Source organism: Nocardia sp. IFM 10818, from assembly GCF_054655275.1.
In genome coordinates this window covers 7,181,093-7,197,154 of sequence record NZ_BAAHJH010000001.1, presented here as the reverse complement: position 1 = coordinate 7,197,154, position 16,062 = coordinate 7,181,093, and the positions used below count along the sequence as shown (strand labels likewise).

18 protein-coding genes are annotated in these 16,062 nt (G+C 69.3%); 9 read left to right on the top strand and 9 right to left on the bottom strand.

Annotation, left to right across the window (positions count from 1 at the left end; all coding sequences use genetic code 11):
- Positions 1-966: an STM4015 family protein gene (locus ACYQ5L_RS33525; RefSeq protein WP_459962203.1), complete on the bottom strand. Its 966-nt coding sequence runs from the start codon at positions 964-966 to the stop codon at positions 1-3.
- 152 nt (positions 967-1,118) lie between these two features.
- Between ACYQ5L_RS33525 and ACYQ5L_RS33520 the strand changes: the two genes are divergently transcribed.
- Both ACYQ5L_RS33520 and ACYQ5L_RS33515 read left to right on the top strand, forming a co-directional pair.
- Entirely contained in the window at positions 1,119-1,445 is a 327-nt protein-coding gene (locus ACYQ5L_RS33520; protein ID WP_459962201.1) for a hypothetical protein, read from the top strand.
- Between the two features lie 40 nt (positions 1,446-1,485).
- On the top strand, positions 1,486-2,514 hold the full coding sequence (locus tag ACYQ5L_RS33515) for a DUF6745 domain-containing protein (protein ID WP_459962200.1): 1,029 nt from the start codon (positions 1,486-1,488) through the stop codon (positions 2,512-2,514).
- On the opposite strand, the gene ACYQ5L_RS33510 is transcribed toward ACYQ5L_RS33515, so the two are convergent.
- From ACYQ5L_RS33510 to ACYQ5L_RS33500, 3 genes are all read right to left on the bottom strand, one after another.
- Complete coding sequence (locus ACYQ5L_RS33510; protein WP_459963691.1) at positions 2,511-2,675, bottom strand: hypothetical protein; 165 nt, start codon at positions 2,673-2,675, stop codon at positions 2,511-2,513. The two genes, ACYQ5L_RS33515 and ACYQ5L_RS33510, sit on opposite strands and share 4 nt — an antisense overlap.
- A gap of 144 nt (positions 2,676-2,819) precedes the next feature.
- Entirely contained in the window at positions 2,820-3,299 is a 480-nt protein-coding gene (locus ACYQ5L_RS33505) for a hypothetical protein (protein ID WP_459962198.1), read from the bottom strand.
- A complete protein-coding gene (locus tag ACYQ5L_RS33500; RefSeq protein WP_459962197.1) occupies positions 3,296-4,468 on the bottom strand; it encodes an NsdA family TPR-like regulatory protein in 1,173 nt (390 codons plus the stop codon). The genes ACYQ5L_RS33505 and ACYQ5L_RS33500 overlap by 4 nt, the downstream gene beginning before the upstream one ends.
- Before the next feature lie 251 nt (positions 4,469-4,719).
- On the opposite strand from ACYQ5L_RS33500, the gene ACYQ5L_RS33495 reads away from it, so the two are divergent.
- Both ACYQ5L_RS33495 and ACYQ5L_RS33490 read left to right on the top strand, forming a co-directional pair.
- Positions 4,720-5,031 carry a hypothetical protein gene (locus tag ACYQ5L_RS33495; RefSeq protein WP_459962196.1) on the top strand — a complete coding sequence of 104 codons (312 nt, stop codon included), beginning with the start codon at positions 4,720-4,722 and terminating at the stop codon, positions 5,029-5,031.
- Between the two features lie 95 nt (positions 5,032-5,126).
- Positions 5,127-5,993, top strand: coding sequence for a hypothetical protein (locus ACYQ5L_RS33490; RefSeq protein WP_459962195.1), 867 nt, complete (start codon positions 5,127-5,129; stop codon positions 5,991-5,993).
- Here the strand turns inward: ACYQ5L_RS33490 and ACYQ5L_RS33485 are convergent.
- Positions 5,983-7,185 (bottom strand): ZIP family metal transporter, encoded by a 1,203-nt coding sequence (locus tag ACYQ5L_RS33485; RefSeq protein ID WP_459962194.1) that lies wholly within the window; start codon positions 7,183-7,185, stop codon positions 5,983-5,985. The two genes, ACYQ5L_RS33490 and ACYQ5L_RS33485, sit on opposite strands and share 11 nt — an antisense overlap.
- Complete coding sequence (locus ACYQ5L_RS33480; protein WP_459962193.1) at positions 7,185-8,207, bottom strand: multicopper oxidase domain-containing protein; 1,023 nt, start codon at positions 8,205-8,207, stop codon at positions 7,185-7,187. The genes ACYQ5L_RS33485 and ACYQ5L_RS33480 overlap by 1 nt, the downstream gene beginning before the upstream one ends.
- Before the next feature lie 170 nt (positions 8,208-8,377).
- Between ACYQ5L_RS33480 and ACYQ5L_RS33475 the strand changes: the two genes are divergently transcribed.
- The 4 genes from ACYQ5L_RS33475 (at position 8,378) to ACYQ5L_RS33460 (ending at position 12,106) form a co-directional block, all read left to right on the top strand.
- Positions 8,378-9,520, top strand: a complete 1,143-nt coding sequence (locus tag ACYQ5L_RS33475; RefSeq protein ID WP_459962192.1) for a BTAD domain-containing putative transcriptional regulator — start codon at positions 8,378-8,380, stop codon at positions 9,518-9,520.
- 79 nt (positions 9,521-9,599) lie between these two features.
- Positions 9,600-10,835, top strand: a complete 1,236-nt coding sequence (locus ACYQ5L_RS33470; protein ID WP_459962191.1) for a cytochrome P450 — start codon at positions 9,600-9,602, stop codon at positions 10,833-10,835.
- A gap of 363 nt (positions 10,836-11,198) precedes the next feature.
- Positions 11,199-11,768: a TetR/AcrR family transcriptional regulator gene (locus ACYQ5L_RS33465; protein WP_459962189.1), complete on the top strand. Its 570-nt coding sequence runs from the start codon at positions 11,199-11,201 to the stop codon at positions 11,766-11,768.
- 26 nt (positions 11,769-11,794) lie between these two features.
- Positions 11,795-12,106, top strand: coding sequence for a chorismate mutase (locus ACYQ5L_RS33460; protein ID WP_459962188.1), 312 nt, complete (start codon positions 11,795-11,797; stop codon positions 12,104-12,106).
- Positions 12,107-12,110: 4 nt separating this feature from the next.
- On the opposite strand, the gene ACYQ5L_RS33455 is transcribed toward ACYQ5L_RS33460, so the two are convergent.
- A complete protein-coding gene (locus ACYQ5L_RS33455; RefSeq protein ID WP_459962187.1) occupies positions 12,111-12,881 on the bottom strand; it encodes an SDR family NAD(P)-dependent oxidoreductase in 771 nt (256 codons plus the stop codon).
- A 169-nt stretch (positions 12,882-13,050) separates the two neighbouring features.
- Here ACYQ5L_RS33455 and ACYQ5L_RS33450 point away from each other — a divergent pair, with 169 nt between their 5' ends.
- On the top strand, positions 13,051-13,656 hold the full coding sequence (locus tag ACYQ5L_RS33450) for a TetR/AcrR family transcriptional regulator (protein WP_459962186.1): 606 nt from the start codon (positions 13,051-13,053) through the stop codon (positions 13,654-13,656).
- Here the strand turns inward: ACYQ5L_RS33450 and ACYQ5L_RS33445 are convergent.
- The gene (locus ACYQ5L_RS33445; protein ID WP_459962184.1) at positions 13,645-14,472 is read right to left on the bottom strand and encodes an alpha/beta hydrolase; all 828 of its coding nucleotides are present in this window, start codon (positions 14,470-14,472) and stop codon (positions 13,645-13,647) included. The genes ACYQ5L_RS33450 and ACYQ5L_RS33445 overlap by 12 nt on opposite strands.
- A 104-nt stretch (positions 14,473-14,576) precedes the next feature.
- A complete protein-coding gene (locus ACYQ5L_RS33440) occupies positions 14,577-16,061 on the bottom strand; it encodes a flavin-containing monooxygenase (RefSeq protein ID WP_459962183.1) in 1,485 nt (494 codons plus the stop codon).
- Position 16,062: the final 1 nt, after the last annotated feature.

The window sequence follows — 16,062 nt, the reverse complement described above, 5'->3', positions numbered from 1 at the left end:
TCACTCACCGACCGCGACGAAGCGCCACACCTGGTCCTCGTCTTCGTCCTCCTCCGCGTCACCGGTGTCCAGGTTCAGTTCCACGCCCGCGGGCTCGAGGGTTTCCCGCAGCCGGGCGCGCATCGCCTCGCTGAGGTAGTTGTGGTGCATATCAAGGGTTTTCAAATGCCAGAGCGGCTGCCCGGCGAGCAGCGCGGCCGCCCCGTCATCGGTCAGCACGCCCATCGACACATCGAGCGCCTCGAGCCGCGCCACCACCGGCGCGGCGGCCAGCTCGGCGCAGATCTCGTCCTGGATCTCACTGTTGCGCAAGCCCAGATACCGCAGTTTCGGCAGCCGAGCGCCGGCGAAAATCTGCGCCAAATCGGCGATTTCGGTGTCCCCGCCGTACTCGGAGGTGCCCAGCCACAAGTCGAGATGGGTGAGCGCGGGCAGGTCGCTGTCCGCGATGTCACGCGCCACCTCGCCGGGCAGGCCACCGGTCTGCACGGTCAGCTTGCGCAGCCGCGCGTGCTCGATGGCGTCGAACTCCAGATTCTGCCCGCCGCGCACGCCGAACTCCTCCAGCGCGGGGAAGGCTTCCAACAGCGGCGTCACCGAGCCCTGGTTGATCCAGGAGATCTCACACTCGTCGAAGGTGATGTCGCCGAGGAACAGCGCGCGCAGCGCGGGGAAGCGGTCCGGGGCCGCGGTGATCGCCTCGATGACTTCCTCCGGGCCGTTGTCGTGCACCTCGTTCCACATTCCCACGATGATCGCCCGCACCCGCGTCGAATCGACCGCCACCAGGAACCGGGCGAAGTCCTCCGACCACGGGTCCTCGGAGTCCCAGTCCGACAGGCTGATCCGCCACGCCACCGAGTCCGGCGCGGGCAAGGCGGTCTTGCGTTTGCGCAAGTCCGCCGCGTCCGGGAAGTCGAATACGGGCAACCCGTAGAACTCCTCCAGGTGGTTCCCGATGGTCATGTGCGCCCCGCCCCTTCTGGCCAGTGCCGGTGATCGATGGGTGCTTTCTACCAAGCCCGGCGGACAATCGCGCGGGCGGCCGGGACTTGTCGGTGCGCGGCGCTACCGTCCTTGGCACGGCACCGATCTCGTGCCATGAGGGGAGCAGAATCATGTACCGGCAAGGCGATGTCCTGATCGTTCCGCTGGCGGCGGCCGCCGTACCCGAGCGGGCCGCGAAAGCGCCGTCCGAACCGCGCGATGCCCGCGGCCGGCTGGTGCTCGCGCTCGGCGAGGTCACCGGCCACGCCCACGCCGTCCAAGGCCCCGGGCGGCTGGTTCGCGAGACCGGGGCCTTCGGGCCCTTCCTGCTCCATCTGCCCGAGGGCGGGCGCGTCGTGCACGAGGAGCACGCGGCCATCCCGCTGCCCAAGGGCTGGTACCGGGTGATCCGGCAGCGCGAGTACGTGCCCGGTTCGGTGCGCATCGTCGCCGACTGAGCCCGGAACACACACAGCGACAAGAGAATCGAGCGAGCAAGTGACAACGCAGGCGCAGTGGCGCGCGATCTCGGCGGTGACCGGCCGCGGCGACCGGGCGGCGGCCGAGGCCGGGGTGCGCCTGGCCTATCGGCGGGCCGGACTGGCCGAACCCGAGCGGATCGTCTGGGCCGCATCGCCCTTGGAGGCCGTGCGCAAGCTCTGGGCGGTCGAGCCGGAGGGCCGGCCGATTCTGCGCAATACCGGGGCGAGCGTGCGCGAGGCGCTGCGCAGCCGTCCGTGGGCGGCCGAACGCGAACGCCTGCACGCCGCCCTCGGCGCCAAGGGTTTCAGCGATCATTGGCAGGCCACCGGCGCCGACCTGTGGGAGCTCACCCGCACCATCGTCGACCGCATCAGCGCGGGCGTCGTCGCCGCGGTGGCCCGGGATCGCAAGCAGGAGACCAGGGTTCGCCTATTGCTGCTGGACGCCGTACTCGGCCAGCACGACGCCGCCTGGCTCTCCGCCTTCGATACCGCGCCCGGCAACCCTCTCGACGGACTGGCCGCGGTGGCGCGGGAGGCCGGTTGGTGGTGGCCCTACGAAAAGGTCGCAATCCTCACCGATCGCCCCACCGAACTCCACCGTGACGAGGCCGGTCGCCTGGACCGCGCGGACGGCCCCGCCCTGGCCTACGCCGACGGCTTCGCCCTGCACTCCTGGCGCGGTATGGCGGTGGCGGGGGAGTTCCTCGCCGGACTGCGCACGCTGACCCCCGAGCGCATCCGGCGCGAGGAGAACGCCGAACTGCGCCGCATCATGCTCGAGTACTACGGCTACGACCGCTACCTGTCCGAATCCGGCGCCCGCCCGCTGCACCGCGACGAAACCGGCGTGCTGTGGCGCATCGAGCTACCCGACGACGAGGACGTGGTGATGGTCGAGGTGGTCAACTCGACCCCCGAACCGGACGGCACCAGCCGTACCTACTGGCTGCGCGTCCCGCCCACGACGCAGACCGCGCGCGAGGGCGTCGCCTGGACCTTCGGCCTCAGCGCCGAGGTCTACGAGCCGCTGCGGCAAACCTAGTTCGCCGCATCCTCGGTGGTCGGCGGGTTGGTCGGGGCAATGCGGATCACGCCGTCGTCGAGGTTCACTTCCAGGCGCGGACGGTGCGGCTGACCGCTGGAATCCTCGCTGCCCTCATCGGTCAGCTTCTTGCCCGGGAACAGTTCGCCCATGATGCCCACGGCTTCCACGGTAGCTCGCGCGGGAGAGTGTTTCGCGCCCCGCCGAGGGGCGTACGGACTCGGCGGGACGCGGGTCGGACCGTCGATCGGACCGATGGACCCCAGCCTGGTACATCAACCTTTGTTTAGGTCAAGCCGGCCGGGTCACGGGCGTTCGGCGTCCGGGGGCCAGAGAATGGTGACCGGGATGCCGCGGCGGCGCGCTGCCGCGACCACATCGGCGGTGCCCCCGTAGCCGCGGGCGGGCTTGCCGTCCCAGACCGCGAGCAGCTCGTCGGAGCCGTCCAGCATGCGCAGATTGCCGGCCTGATGGGCCTCGGAATCGGATTCCTCGCGGTCGAGTTCGACCACCTCCGCGGCGGCGGCGAGCAGCCGGTCATAGATCGGATGGTGCTCGACGGGCAGGCTTTCGCGGTACCTGCGGGCGGGGACGACGGCGATGAGCTGCCCGCCGTGTTCGAGAACGGCCTGGGCGAAGAGCGAATCCGGGCCGTCGGCAAGGCAACTCACGCCGTACAGGGGAGGTTCGGCGCGCTTGCCCACCGCGGTGTGCAGCGCCGCCGCGACCAGCTCGAGGGTGACGGGTGGCAGCCCACGATGCCCGGTAATGGCGACGCGGGTCATTGGTCTCGTCCGTAGAGGGTTGCCAGGGCCTCGTCGAGTGCCCTCGCCTCCACGGTACGGGCCGGCAGCCCCGCACGGAATGTCCGGGCGGTCCGCGTGATTCGCTCACTGTGATAGCTGAGGCCGACTGTCAGCGCCGCGGCGGCCAGCGCGCACCCGGCCTCGATATCGCCGCTGCGGGCGAGCACCTGCGCGTGCTCGACCTGCACCAGCGCCCGCGGTTTGGCCGCGGTCAGGGCGGAGCCGGCATGGACGAAGGCGAGATGGGCGGCGCGGTGATCGCCCAGCCGGGCCAGCGCCGCGGCCTGATACCGGGCGGCCTTGGGCGCGTCGAAGACGAACACCCACGGCCACTGCGGTTCGCCGCGTTGCCGATCCACCAGCTTGTCCGCTCGCCGCATGGCGGCGTGCGCATTGGCGCGGTCCCCGGTGGCGGCATAGGCGACGGCCAGCAGCGAGGTGAGCCAGGCGGTGGCGCTGTCGGGGGCGTCGGGCCCGAGCTGATTGGCGGCGGTGCGCAACAGGGTCAACCCGGCGCGGGCGTCGCCCATCTCCACGGCGTAGTGCCCGAGGCTGGCCGTCATATAGGACACGAGCAGCGGATGATGCGTGCGCTCGGCATGCCGGATGGCCTCCACATAGCGCCGCCGGGCCGCCGCGTCGTCACCGCGGTCGGCGGCCAGCCACGCTGCCAGACCGGCGATTTCGGACAGGGCGCGGAAGCCGCTGGAGGTGCGCAGCCGATCCCGGACTACTCCGGCGACCAGGTTCAGATGCGCGTCCACCACCGGCGCCAGCCGGTCCGACGGCACCGAGGATTCCATCCGCCGGTAATTGCCGGTCGGTCCCGCCATGGTGTCGATGAGCTCGCTCTCGGTGGGCGCGGCATTGGACAGCACCGCCCCCGTGGTCACCACGAGCGCGCTCGACAGGAACTGCTTGCGGTTCACGCTCTCGTCATCCGCTGCCCGCGCCGGCGCGGCGAAGCCGAGCTCGGCATCGGTCGCCACGTTCAGCACCGCCCGCAGGGCGGCGCGGTAATGCTTTCTCGGCCACGTCGTTTCGCCTCGCTCCCACTTGCCGACGTGCCGCTCGTCGACGGCGCCCCGCTTGCTCGTGATCCGGAAGACGTGATCGTTGACGGCATCCGCCAACTCCCGGCGAGTCATGGATTGACCTGGCGCACCGGGTGATTCCATACGCGAGCGAGCGGCGATGAGCAGCTCGTTCCGTCCGGTCACGGCATGCGGCCTCTCTGCTGGACCTATCCCGAGAATAGGTCTTCCACGGATTTGCCGTGCCGTCATGACCCAGGTTTGCCCAGTACTTTCCCCGCCGGAAGCCATCGATCAATCTCGTTCGACGTACGAACGTTGAAGTCGGCACTAGACACAGGCTGCGGACACCTCAAAGGTTAGCCATGACAACCGAACCCAGCGCGATCGGATGGTTGCGGAGTGACGTTTCCGGCATTCAGCAGGAATCGGACGAGGCCGCTATTCGCGGCCTGGCTTATCGACTCGGCTACGACCTCCGCAAAACGGTGGTCTTCGGCCCGCTCACCGATCAGCCGCTGCGCCGCTTGCGCGTACTGATCTCGCGGCTCGACCTCGATGCCGTCATCGTCCCGAGCGCGCGCCACTTCGACGGGGGCGCGGTGCCTCCGGAACTGGTGGCGGTCGCGGACATCATCACGGTGTCGCCGGAGATGACCTATGTGCGTTCCTCGTAGTGAGCCGGATCACTCCACTTGATCTTGCAGATACCCCCTGGGGGTATTAGATTTCTCCCTATCGGAACACCGAAACGATCGAGGGAGACGCGGAAATGACCACTCACGCGCACGCTGCCAACCATGCCGACCACGCTGCTCACGCCGCGCACACCGATCACGCCGCCCATGGTGAACACGCCGGACACGAAATTCATGCCGGGAACGGAGCGCACGGTGCCCACGCCGGCCACGACGCCGGGCTCCCCGGCGGCCTGCGGATCACCCAGGACGGCTACACCCTCGACCTCGCCGAAACCATCGTCGGCGCAGGCGAAGTCGACTTCCGCTTCCGCATCCTGGGCCCCGACGGCCGCCCGGTCGCCGACTACACCCCCATCCACGACCGCGAGTTGCACCTCATCATCGTGCAGCGCGAGCTGACCGGCTTCTGGCACGTACACCCCGAACTCGCCGCCGACGGCACCTGGGCGGTCAAGCTGAACCTGCCCGCCGCGGGCGCCTACCGCGCCTTCACCGATATCGCTCCGCAGGCCCTCGGCCGGACCATCACGCTCGGAGCGGATTTCGCCATCCCGGGCGACTACGCCCCGCAGCCCGCGCCCGAGCCGACTCGGACCGTCACGGTCGACGGCTACGAGGTGACCCTGGACGGCGATCTCGTGCCCGGCGAAGGCCGTCTGCTCACCCTCGCGGTCACCAAGGACGGCGCACCGGTCACCGACCTGCAGCCCTACCTGGCCGCCTTCGGTCACCTGGTCGTCCTGCGCGCCGGCGATCTCGCCTACGTCCACGTGCACCCGAACGGCGAACCGGGCGACGGCGTCACCGCCCCGGGCCCGGACATCACCTTCCACACCGTCGTCCCGGGTCCCGGAACCTACCGCCTGTTCCTGGACTTCAAGCACGGCGACGTCGTCCGCACCGCCGCCTTCACCCTGCCCACCGCCCTCACGCGGTAACGAGCAATCCGGTCAGGTACATGACCAGGATGCCGCCGATGACCCCCGCGATGGCGGTGGCATCGGCGCGCTCGTGACCCTCGGCCCGCAGGGCGGGCAGGATCTGCACGATCACCTGGGCGATGGCCCCTACGCCGATGCCCAGCAGCAGCGCCGACACTTCGGCATTGTTGACCGACGCGCCCACGACCGCACCCACGATCGCGGGCGCTCCGGCGAGCAGGCCGAGGGCGAGCAGCAGTGGGAGCCTGGTGCGTTCGCGCACCAGCGGCGCCACGATGGCCACGCCCTCGGTGGTGTTGTGAATGGCGAATCCGAGAATCAGGAACGCGCCCAGCGCCAATTCGCCCACCGCATAAGCGGATCCGATGGCCAGGCCCTCGCCGAGATTGTGCAGGCCGATACCGAAGGCGATCATGGCCGCCAGGCGCACGCCGGAGGCCCCGGTGTCCGCGGCCCGGGCGCGCCGGGCGCGCAGCCAGCGATCGAGCGCGGTCAGGGCGAGGAAGGCCAGGCCCGCGCCGAGCAGGACCAGTTCCCCGCCGCCGAACGCGCCACCGGATTCCGCGCCCAGTTCGAGGCCCTCGTTCGTGCCGTCGACGGCCAGGAATACCAGCAGGCCGACGGTGACGGCCAGCAGCACCCGCAGCGCATTCGGCCCGGCCCGGCGCGCCAGCGGCAGGAACAGCATGCCCAGCAGCACCGGAATCACGCCGACATAGAGGCCGAGCAGCGCCATCAATCCGAAGAACGGTCCATCGGGCTCCGGTGTGGGGACCGCGAGCGGGATCTCGTGCTCGATCACCAGCCCGCTGGAGGTGAGCATGGACACCAGGTACGGCTGTCCCTCCCGCCATGGATAGTTCAATTCCAGTGTGGCCGCGCCCATCCGGCCGATCTCGTCCTCGCCCCCGGTGACGTCGACGAACGCGTCATTGACGAACACCTGCGCGATGGTCACCGGATCCGGCCCGGTATTGCGCACCCGCAACTCGATGACGTCCTCGCGAAACACGGTGCGCTCCACCGCGATCTCCTCCACCGGCGGCCCGAGCCGGTCGGGCAGCGCACGCCCGCCGATCAGCCCCAGCCCGGCCAGCACCGCCGCGATCAGCAGCACCAGTCCGGCCCAGCCCACCCAGACCGGTAATCGGGACTCCGTCGCCGGTGCGCTCGCCGCGGGTTCGCTCATCACTCGCTCACCTCGAAGAATCCCATCCAGCCCAATTCCGCGAATTCGGTCTTGTGGGCGTGGAACATGAACTTCCCGGCATGCGGGAACCGTAGCTCGCAGATGCCGCGCTGCCCCTGCGCCTGCACGATGGTGTCGGTGAATTCGGCGGGGGTGAGCCGGGTTCCGGTCGGGTAGTACTCGAAGAAGTTGCCGTGGATGTGGAAGCTGTTGATGGGGTCGTACTCCAGCACATTGACCAGGTAGATCCGCACCAGCTCATTGCGTTTCACCCGCACCGGCTCGTGCATGTAGTGGAACGGAATGCCATTGACCGCGTACAGCTGATTGCCCTCGCCGTCGAAGGTGGTGTTGAAGCCGTGCATCACCATCACCAGTTCGTCGGCCGCCGGACGCGGCTGCGGCGGATCCACGATGAAGGTGCCGTACATGCCGCGCGCGATGTGCTCGGACAGCGGGCTGACGTGACAGTGGTAGAGGTGCAAACCGAAAGGCGTGGCGTCGAATTCGTAGGTGAACGATTCACTGGGCCGGATGACGCCGCGGCCGATGCCGGGAATGCCGTCCATCTCCGCGGGGTGGATGCCGTGGAAATGCATGGTGTGCGGATGCTCCGAGCCATTGGTGAAGGTGACCCGCAGCAGATCGCCCTCGGTGCAGCGCAGGGTCGGGCCCGGCAGGCGGGAGTTGAACGTCCACGCCGGAAAGGTCACTCCCGGAGCCACTTCCAGGTCCTGGTCGCGCGCCACGATGTGCCACTCCCGCAGCGTGCGGCCGCCGGGCAGGGTGGAGACCGTGCCGCCGTCGAAGTCCCGCAGAATCCGGGTCGGATTGAACCCGTTGGCGGCGTGATCGACCTCTTCCCCCAGCCGGAAGGTGGGCCCCTCCACCCCACCGCCGTGGCCGGAATGCCCCGACGAGGCCGCGGCCGGCGCGTCGAACAATCGGGTGGACCCCAGGGCCAGGCCGGCCGACCCGGCCATCGCGCCACCGATCAGGAACCCCCGCCGTGATTGCTTCATCGGCATCTCCGTCGTACCGCTCGGACTATCAAGTTTGGCAGCCCTGAATATTGGATTCAATAGGCCGAAATAAAGAACGAGGCGTCCCGATAACCAATCCCGGCGGCGGGGCAGGCGAAGAATAGTTACAGTGGCCCTCGATAATCGCGGGCGGTCGTGAGGAGTCGGCCATGGCCGAGGTGCGGGCGCAGGTGGGGGTGCTGGGACCGGTCCAGCTCACCATCGACGGGGTCGCCCAGCAGCTGGGCGGGCCCAAGCAGCGGGCGGTGCTGGCCTATCTGGCGATCAATAACAACCGGCCGGTATCGGTGGATGTGCTGGCGGCCGCCGTCTGGGGGGACAATCCGCCGCCGGATGTGCGGGTGAGCCTGCACGCCATCGTGTCCAACCTGCGGAAACCCTTGCGCGACGGTGGAATCGACGCGCGCACCGTACTCCAGCACATGGGGACCGGCTACCGGCTCGTGGTCGACGACGCCGCCTGCGATGTATTCCGGTTCCGGGCGCGCCGCGAGAACGGGCTGCGGGCCCTGGCGGCCGGGCGATTCGGAGCGGCCGCGGTCTCGCTGTCGGAGGCGCTCGCGCAATGGCGCGGGCCGGTGCTGTCGGATCTGCGCGGGCTCGGATTCGCCGACGCCTACGCGGTGGCCCTCGACGACGAACGGCTCGGCGTGATCGAGTCGCGGGCCGAGGCGGAGATCGCCCAGGGTCGCGGCGACAGCGTGATCGCCGAACTGACCCTGCTGGTGCGCGAGCATCCGCTGCGGGAATCGCTGTGGGAGCAGTTGATCACCGCGCTGTACCTGGCCGGGCGGCAATCCGACGCGCTGGAGGCGGCGCGGCGATTGCGGGTCACCCTCGCCGAGGAACTCGGCATCGATCCGGGCCACCGGATCCGCGAACTGGAACAGCGCATCCTGCGCCAGGATCCGCTCAGCGTGCGCACGGTGGGCAATGCCTCGGCCACCCGGGCCACCACCATTATCGATCGCAGCTGGCACGAACCCGAGGCGGTGCTGCGCGACCGCGAGGGCAATGTGTATCCCATCGTCGGCACCGTGACCCGCATCGGCCGCCTGTCCGACAATGACATTCCGCTGCACGACGGGCGGGTCAGCCGCCATCACGCGCTCATCGTGGACAACGGGATGACCTACGTGCTCAAGGATCTGCACTCCTCCAACGGCGTGTACGTCAATGGCGCGCGGGTGGTGGACAGCGCGGTGCTCTCCGATGGCTCCACCATCCGCATCGGCGATACCTCGCTCGTCTTCGTGCTGATCCGTTCGAACACCGGCGAAACCCAGAGCTAGCGCCGCAGCGGCGTGATGCAGCGGGAGCATTCTGAAACGTGTTCTAGACATACTCGAGTATTTGTCTTACCGTCGATTCATGAGCACAATGGCGTCTCGTCCGGTCCGGTTCCAGTTGCGATCGGGGGAGACCTGGCGCGATCCCTGGCCCATGTATTCCGCACTGCGCGAACAGGATCCGGTGCACCGCGTGATTCCGGAGGCGCATCCGGAGCACGATTTCTACGTCCTGTCCCGGCACGCGGACGTGTACGCGGCGGCCAGGGATCCGGAAACCTTCTCCTCGGCCGCGGGGCTCACCGTCGACTATGTCGGGCTCGAACGGGCGGGCGTGGGCACGCATCGGCCGTTCGTCTTCATGGATCCGCCCGAGCACACCGACTTCCGGCGCCGGGTATCACCGGGATTCACGCCCCGGCAGGTGAATTCGGTCGAACCCGCGGTGCGGGAGTTCGTCGTCGAGCGCATCGAGCGGCTGCGGGCGGCAGGGGAGGGCGATATCGTCGCCGAACTGTTCAAGCCGCTGCCGACCATGGTCGTCGCGCACTATCTCGGTGTGCCGCAACAGGATCACGGCAAGTTCGACCATTGGACCGAAGCCATTGTCGGCGGTGCGGTCGCCGGCGCGGGCATAGCGGCCGGCGGTCAGGACGCGCTCACCGCCGTCGGCGAATTGGTCGGCTACTTCACGGAATTGATCGCCCGCCGCCGCGCCGAACCCGGCGACGACACCATCTCCCACCTGCTCGCCTCCGGCCTGGGCGCCGACGGCGACAATGACGGCCTGGTCGCCATGCTCGGCTTCGCCTTCACCATGATCACCGGCGGAAACGACACCACCACGGGCAATCTCGGCGGTGCGGTCCAGCTTCTCACCACCCACCCCGGCCAGCGCCGCCTCCTGGCCGAGAATCCAGCGCTCATCCCCGACGCCGTCGAGGAATTCCTCCGCATGACCTCCCCGGTCCAAGGCCTGGCCCGCACCACGACCCGCGAGGTCACTCTGCACGACACCACCATCCCCGCCGGCCGCCGCGTCCTGCTCCTCTACGCCTCCGCCAACCGCGACGAACGCGAGTTCGGCCCCACCGCCGCCGAACTCGACGTCCGCCGCAACCCCAAACGCATTCTCACCTTCAGCCACGGCCACCACCACTGCCTCGGCGCGGCCGCCGCCCGCATGCAGGCCCGTGTAGCCCTCGAGGAACTCCTGGCCCGCTGCCCGGATTTCACCGTCGACCTCGACAACGTCCGCTGGTCCCAGGGCAACTACGTCCGCTGGCCGGTCGCGGTCCCGTTCCGCGCCACGATATGAGCGCCACGCCGCCACGCCAGAAGTCCCGCCGATGCCGCCGAGGGTGTGGGCTGGTCCGAAGGCGCGGGCGTATCGATGCAAGAGCGGCTGTCCGATGCCCGGCGCAACGGCCACCTGTCATCCCGGCGTGAGTCGTGCTTGTCGGCTTGGCGTGGGTCTCGTCTGCCGGCTCGGCATGCGTGCCGCCCGTCGACCCGACGTGCTTTCGGTCCGGATCTCGGACGCCGCGGTGAATTCCTGTCGGCAATGTGCCGGACCAGCGAGGCGGACCATCGCGGGCAGGTTGTGCGCGTTATGTCAGGCGGTCGCGGATCCGGCCGGGTGGCCAGGGCATGATCGGTGGCCGGAGTCGAGGAGGCAGGTATGAGTCGCGACTGGTTGTCCGATGATCGCGCTGACTTGGCGGCCGAGCGCATCCTTGACGCGGCCGCTGCTTTGTTCGCCGCGCACGGCGTCACGGCTGTGGGCATGGCCGATATCGCCAAGGCGGCGGGCTGTTCGCGGGCCACGCTCTACCGGTACTTCGAGAATCGGCAGGCGGTGCGTTTGGCCTTCGTGCACCGGGAGACTCGCCGCATTGCCGCGCGGGTCGCGCGGGAGGTCCGCGATATCGCGGATCCGGGGGAGCGGATCGTCAGCGCCATGCTGGCCGCGGTGCGGGAAGTGCGCTCCGAACCCATGCTCATCGCGTGGTTCCGGCCGGGGGAGGCCGGGCCCGCCGGGCGCATCAGCCAGAACTCCGAGATCATCGAATCCATTGCGGGCGGGCTGTTCACCTCCGCCGGGCTCACCGATCCGGAGCGCAGTCGGCTGGCGCGCTGGCTCACCCGCATCATTGTGTCGCTGCTGGCCGCGCCCGGCCGTGGCGACGAGGATGAGCGCGCCATGCTCGTGGAGTTCGTCGCACCGGTGATCACCCGCGTGTTCGCGTGAGCGGGCAGCCGATAGGGTCTGCTCTCGTGCCTGCTCCACAGTCGCCCGCCGCGCCCGCTCCGCAATCCCTCGATGAGGTCCGCACCCGCATCGATGCTCTCGACGGCGAGCTGATCCGCCTGCTCGCGCAACGTCAGGAACTGGTCCGCGCCGCAGCCGGATTCAAGACCGACGAGCAGGCCGTGCGCGCCCCGGACCGCGTGGAGCGGGTGGTGACGCTCGCCAAGGAGCGCGCTGCCGCCGCCGAGCTGGAACCCGCTGTCGCGGAGGCGGTCTGGCGCGCCATGATCGGCGCCTTCATCGACCTCGAACTCGGCGAGCACGCGGCCCGGCGCTGATCCGTCACTGGCCGCCGATGGCGGTCACGCCCCCGTCCACGGTGAGATGGGTGCCGGTGATGAACGAGGCCTCGTCGCTGAGCAGGAAGCGCACCGCGCGCGCCACTTCCTCGGGCGCGCCGAGCCTGCGGAAGATCGAGCGCGTGGCCTCCTGATCGATGACCTCCTGCGGCACATTGTTTCTCATCATCGGAGTGTCGATATAGCCCGGGCACACGGCGTTCACACGAACATCGCTGCTGCCCAACTGATGTGCGAGGGCCCGGGTCAGGCCGAGCAGGCCCGCCTTGGAAGAGCAGTAGGCGGGAATGAAGGCCTGGCCGATGAAGGCCTCGATGGAGGAGATCCCCACGATCGCCGACCCCGGATTGCTTTGCAGATCACTGAGAATGGCCTGCACGATCAGGGCCTCGGCCCGCAGGTTCACATCGAGCACCGCATCCCACTTGCCGGCATCGAGATAGCCGACCGGCTCCGCGCGCACCACGCCCGCCGCGTGCACCAGCCCGCCGATACCGCCCAACACCTCGCGAGCCGGTCCGACCGCGGCCTCGACCTGGTCGGTATCGGTGACATCGATGCCGACACCGAGCGCCGCCACCCCGTACATGTCGGAAATTGTCGCCGCCGCGGCGCGCGCGGACTCGCCCTGCAGATCCCACAGCGCGACCGGCCGGCCCACCTCGGCCAGCGCCGCCGCACAGGCCAGGCCGATACCGGACGCGCCGCCGGTGACTATGACCCCGGTGGCGGGGGAGTGTTCGGGTGCGGGCATGGGTCCTCCGAGGCTTGAAGGGTGACAACTGATTTCGCAAGGTCCGGGCAACTCGCCGGGGACGTCCGGAGTCGGTTCGGCTCCCAGCCGCCGCCACGCGTGCGCGACGGTGAACGGCTCTCGGCCGGGCGCTGAAGTCTCGGGGAGGCGGAGGAGCCAGAATGTGCGCATGTCATCGCGTCTCCCGTCGGCCACGTTCACCACCGTGCACCCGCTGTCGGACAGCCAGCGGGAGCGGCGGCAGCGGCTGCTCGACGCGGCCCGGGAGCTTGCTGCGGCGGGCGGGTACGCGGCGGTGACCATGCATGCCGTGGCCGACCGCGCCCAGCTGGCGCGGGCCACCGTGTACCGGTATTTCGGCAGCAAGGACCAATTGCTCACCGCCGTCGGCGCGGAATGGGCGCGGGAGGTCACCGGCGAGTTCATGGCCGATGGCAGCGGCGCGGACACCGCACCGGCCGACCGGGTGGCCGGAATGCTGGCCGCGATCATGGAGCACACCGCGGCGGAACTGCCGCTGTGCACGGCGGTGGTGTCGGCGGTCATCTCCGGCGATCGCACGGCGGAATTGGAACGGCAAGCGCTCTACCGGCTCTGGATGGAGCGGTTCGACGCCGTTCTCGGCGACACCTTGCCGGTGCCCGAGCGCGGCGAGCTGATCTATCTGCTGGGTGAGCTGCTGCTGGCGGCCTTCACCAGCATGTGCATGCTCGCGCAGCCCCTCGACCGGGTCCGGGACATGCTCACCGGCGCCGCGCACCGGCTACTGCCCTGAGCGCTTGCCGGTGTGATGGCCGTAGATGCCCTCGGCCAGGGCGGCGGACATCTCCCGGATGGCCGCGCGGGCGGGCGCGATCGGCCAGGCGTGGAACACGTGCCACAGCCCGCGATACTCATGATGCCGCAGCGGCGCACCGGTTTTCGCGGCCAGCTCGGCGAAACGCCTGGCATCCCCGGCCAGCGGATCGTCCCCGGCGGATTGCAGCACGATGGGCGGCAGGCCGGTGATGTCGCGGTACAGCGGTGACACGGCCCGGCGCCGGTCCTGCGGCATGCCCGGCAGATACGCGTCGGTGAATTCGCGAATGAGCGCAGGGGAGAGCAGCGGCTCGCGGCTCGAATCACACCGGAAGGCAAGCGAATCCGCCGACAGATCCAGGGCCGGGCAGATCAGGCCCAGCACTGCCGGAGCGGGCAGGCCCTCATCGCGTGCCCGCAACGCCAGATCCAGGGTGAGCGTACCTCCTGCCGAATCACCCGCAACCGCAATGCGTCCCGCTGGAATCCCGCGATCGAGCAGCGCGCGGTAGGCGGCCACGGCATCGTCGATGGCGGCCGGATACGGAAACTCGGGCGCCAGCCGGTAATCCAGCGTGTACACCGTCGTCCACATGGCGGCGGCGATGGCGCCCGCGGTCGGTCGCTCCATCGGCGGCGAGCCGACGGCGAACCCGCCGCCGTGCAGGTACAGCACCGCAGCATCGGCGGCAGCCCCTGGCGGAGTGAGTATCTCGGCGGGCACCCCGCCGAGCGAACCCGGCTCGACGCGCACCCCGCGCGGCGGGCGAGCGTAGCGGGTCCCGGCGTTCATTCGCTTCCGCGCTCGCTGCCAGTCGGGGATCGGACCGAAATTCCACCAGCCGACCACACGGGTCGCCGAGCGCATCAAGGGAATCGGAAACAGCACGGCAGCCCTCACTTCCCGGCCGGTTCCAGGCGGTAATCCGCCGGATCCGGTTCGCTGCGAATGAGTTTCTCGTACCGGCCCGGACTCCACGGCCACAATTCCGGAAGCCCGTCCTTGCCCAGATACCAACTGCGGCAACCGGTGGTCCACACCGTGCTCGGCGCGGCGGCGCGCAGCCGGGCGTTGTAGCGGTCGGTGGCCGCCGCGGTCGGCGCGACGGTCGCGAATTCCCCTGCCCGCCAGCGCCGCAACCAGCCGACGATCCGTGCCGACTGCGCCTCAGCCACCGCCGTCAGCGGATGATTGGCGAAAGGGCTGTGCGGCCCGACGAGCATGAACAGATTCGGGAAGTCCGGCATCATGACGCCCTCGAAGGCGCGCGGCCCCTGCGCCCACGCCTGCTCGAGGGTGCGCCCGCCGGCGCCGGTGATCGCCATCGGCCGCATGAACGCATGCGAATCGAATCCCGTTGCCAGCACCAGGATGTCGAGCTCGTGCAGCTCCCCGTCCACGGTGACCACGCCACCCGGCTTCACCTGGTCGATGGCGCTGGTGACCAGGTCGACATCCGGCCGCTGCACGGCCTTGTAGAAGCGGTCCGACACCACCAGCCGCTTGCACATGGCCTGATAGTCCGGCGTGAGCTTGCGCCGCAATTCCGGATCCCGGACCGAGCGCAGATTCCGCGCCACCACCCACTGGATGAACGAGCGGGTCCGCCCCGGATGCACCAGACCCTGCGAGAACGCCGCGAAGATCGCCTGATGCACCCGGTAGACGAGCGAGCTCAGCACCGGCAGCCGCCGGTACACGGCCTTGGTCATCGGTGAGTACGGCCGATTGACCGTCGGCAGAATCCACTGCGCGGTGCGCTGGAACAGCACCACCCGCGGCACCTGCCCGGCCAGCGCGCTCACCAGCTGGGTGCCGGTCGATCCGGTCCCGATCACACCCACGCGCTTCCCGGTCAGCTCCAGTGTGTGATCCCAGCGCGCCGAATGCATGACCGGACCCGCGAAATCCGCCAGCCCGGGAATGTCGGGCGTATTCGGGTGATGCAGGAATCCCGTTGCGCACAGGAGGAAGTCGAAGCGCTGCACCTCCCCGGTGGACAGCGTGACCCGCCAGGCGTCGCCCTCGAATTCGGCTCCGGCCACCTCCGTGCCGAAGCGCGTGCGCTCGGGCAGCCCGTGCCCGCGTGCCACCCCGACCAGGTAGTCCTTGATCTCCGGTCCGGTCGAATACAGCTGCGACCATTCGGCATTCATGGCGAACCGGAACTGGTAGTAGCGCGACGGCACATCGCAGACCAGCCCGGGATAGGTGTTGTCCCGCCAGGTGCCGCCGTAATCGGCCGCCTTCTCGTAGATCGTGAAGTCGGTGAATCCGGCCCGCTGCAAGGCGACGGCCATGGCGATACCGGAAATCCCGGCCCCGGCAATGGCGATCCGCGGTTGTCCACTGGGCCGGCGGCCCGATCCTGCGGCATTCATG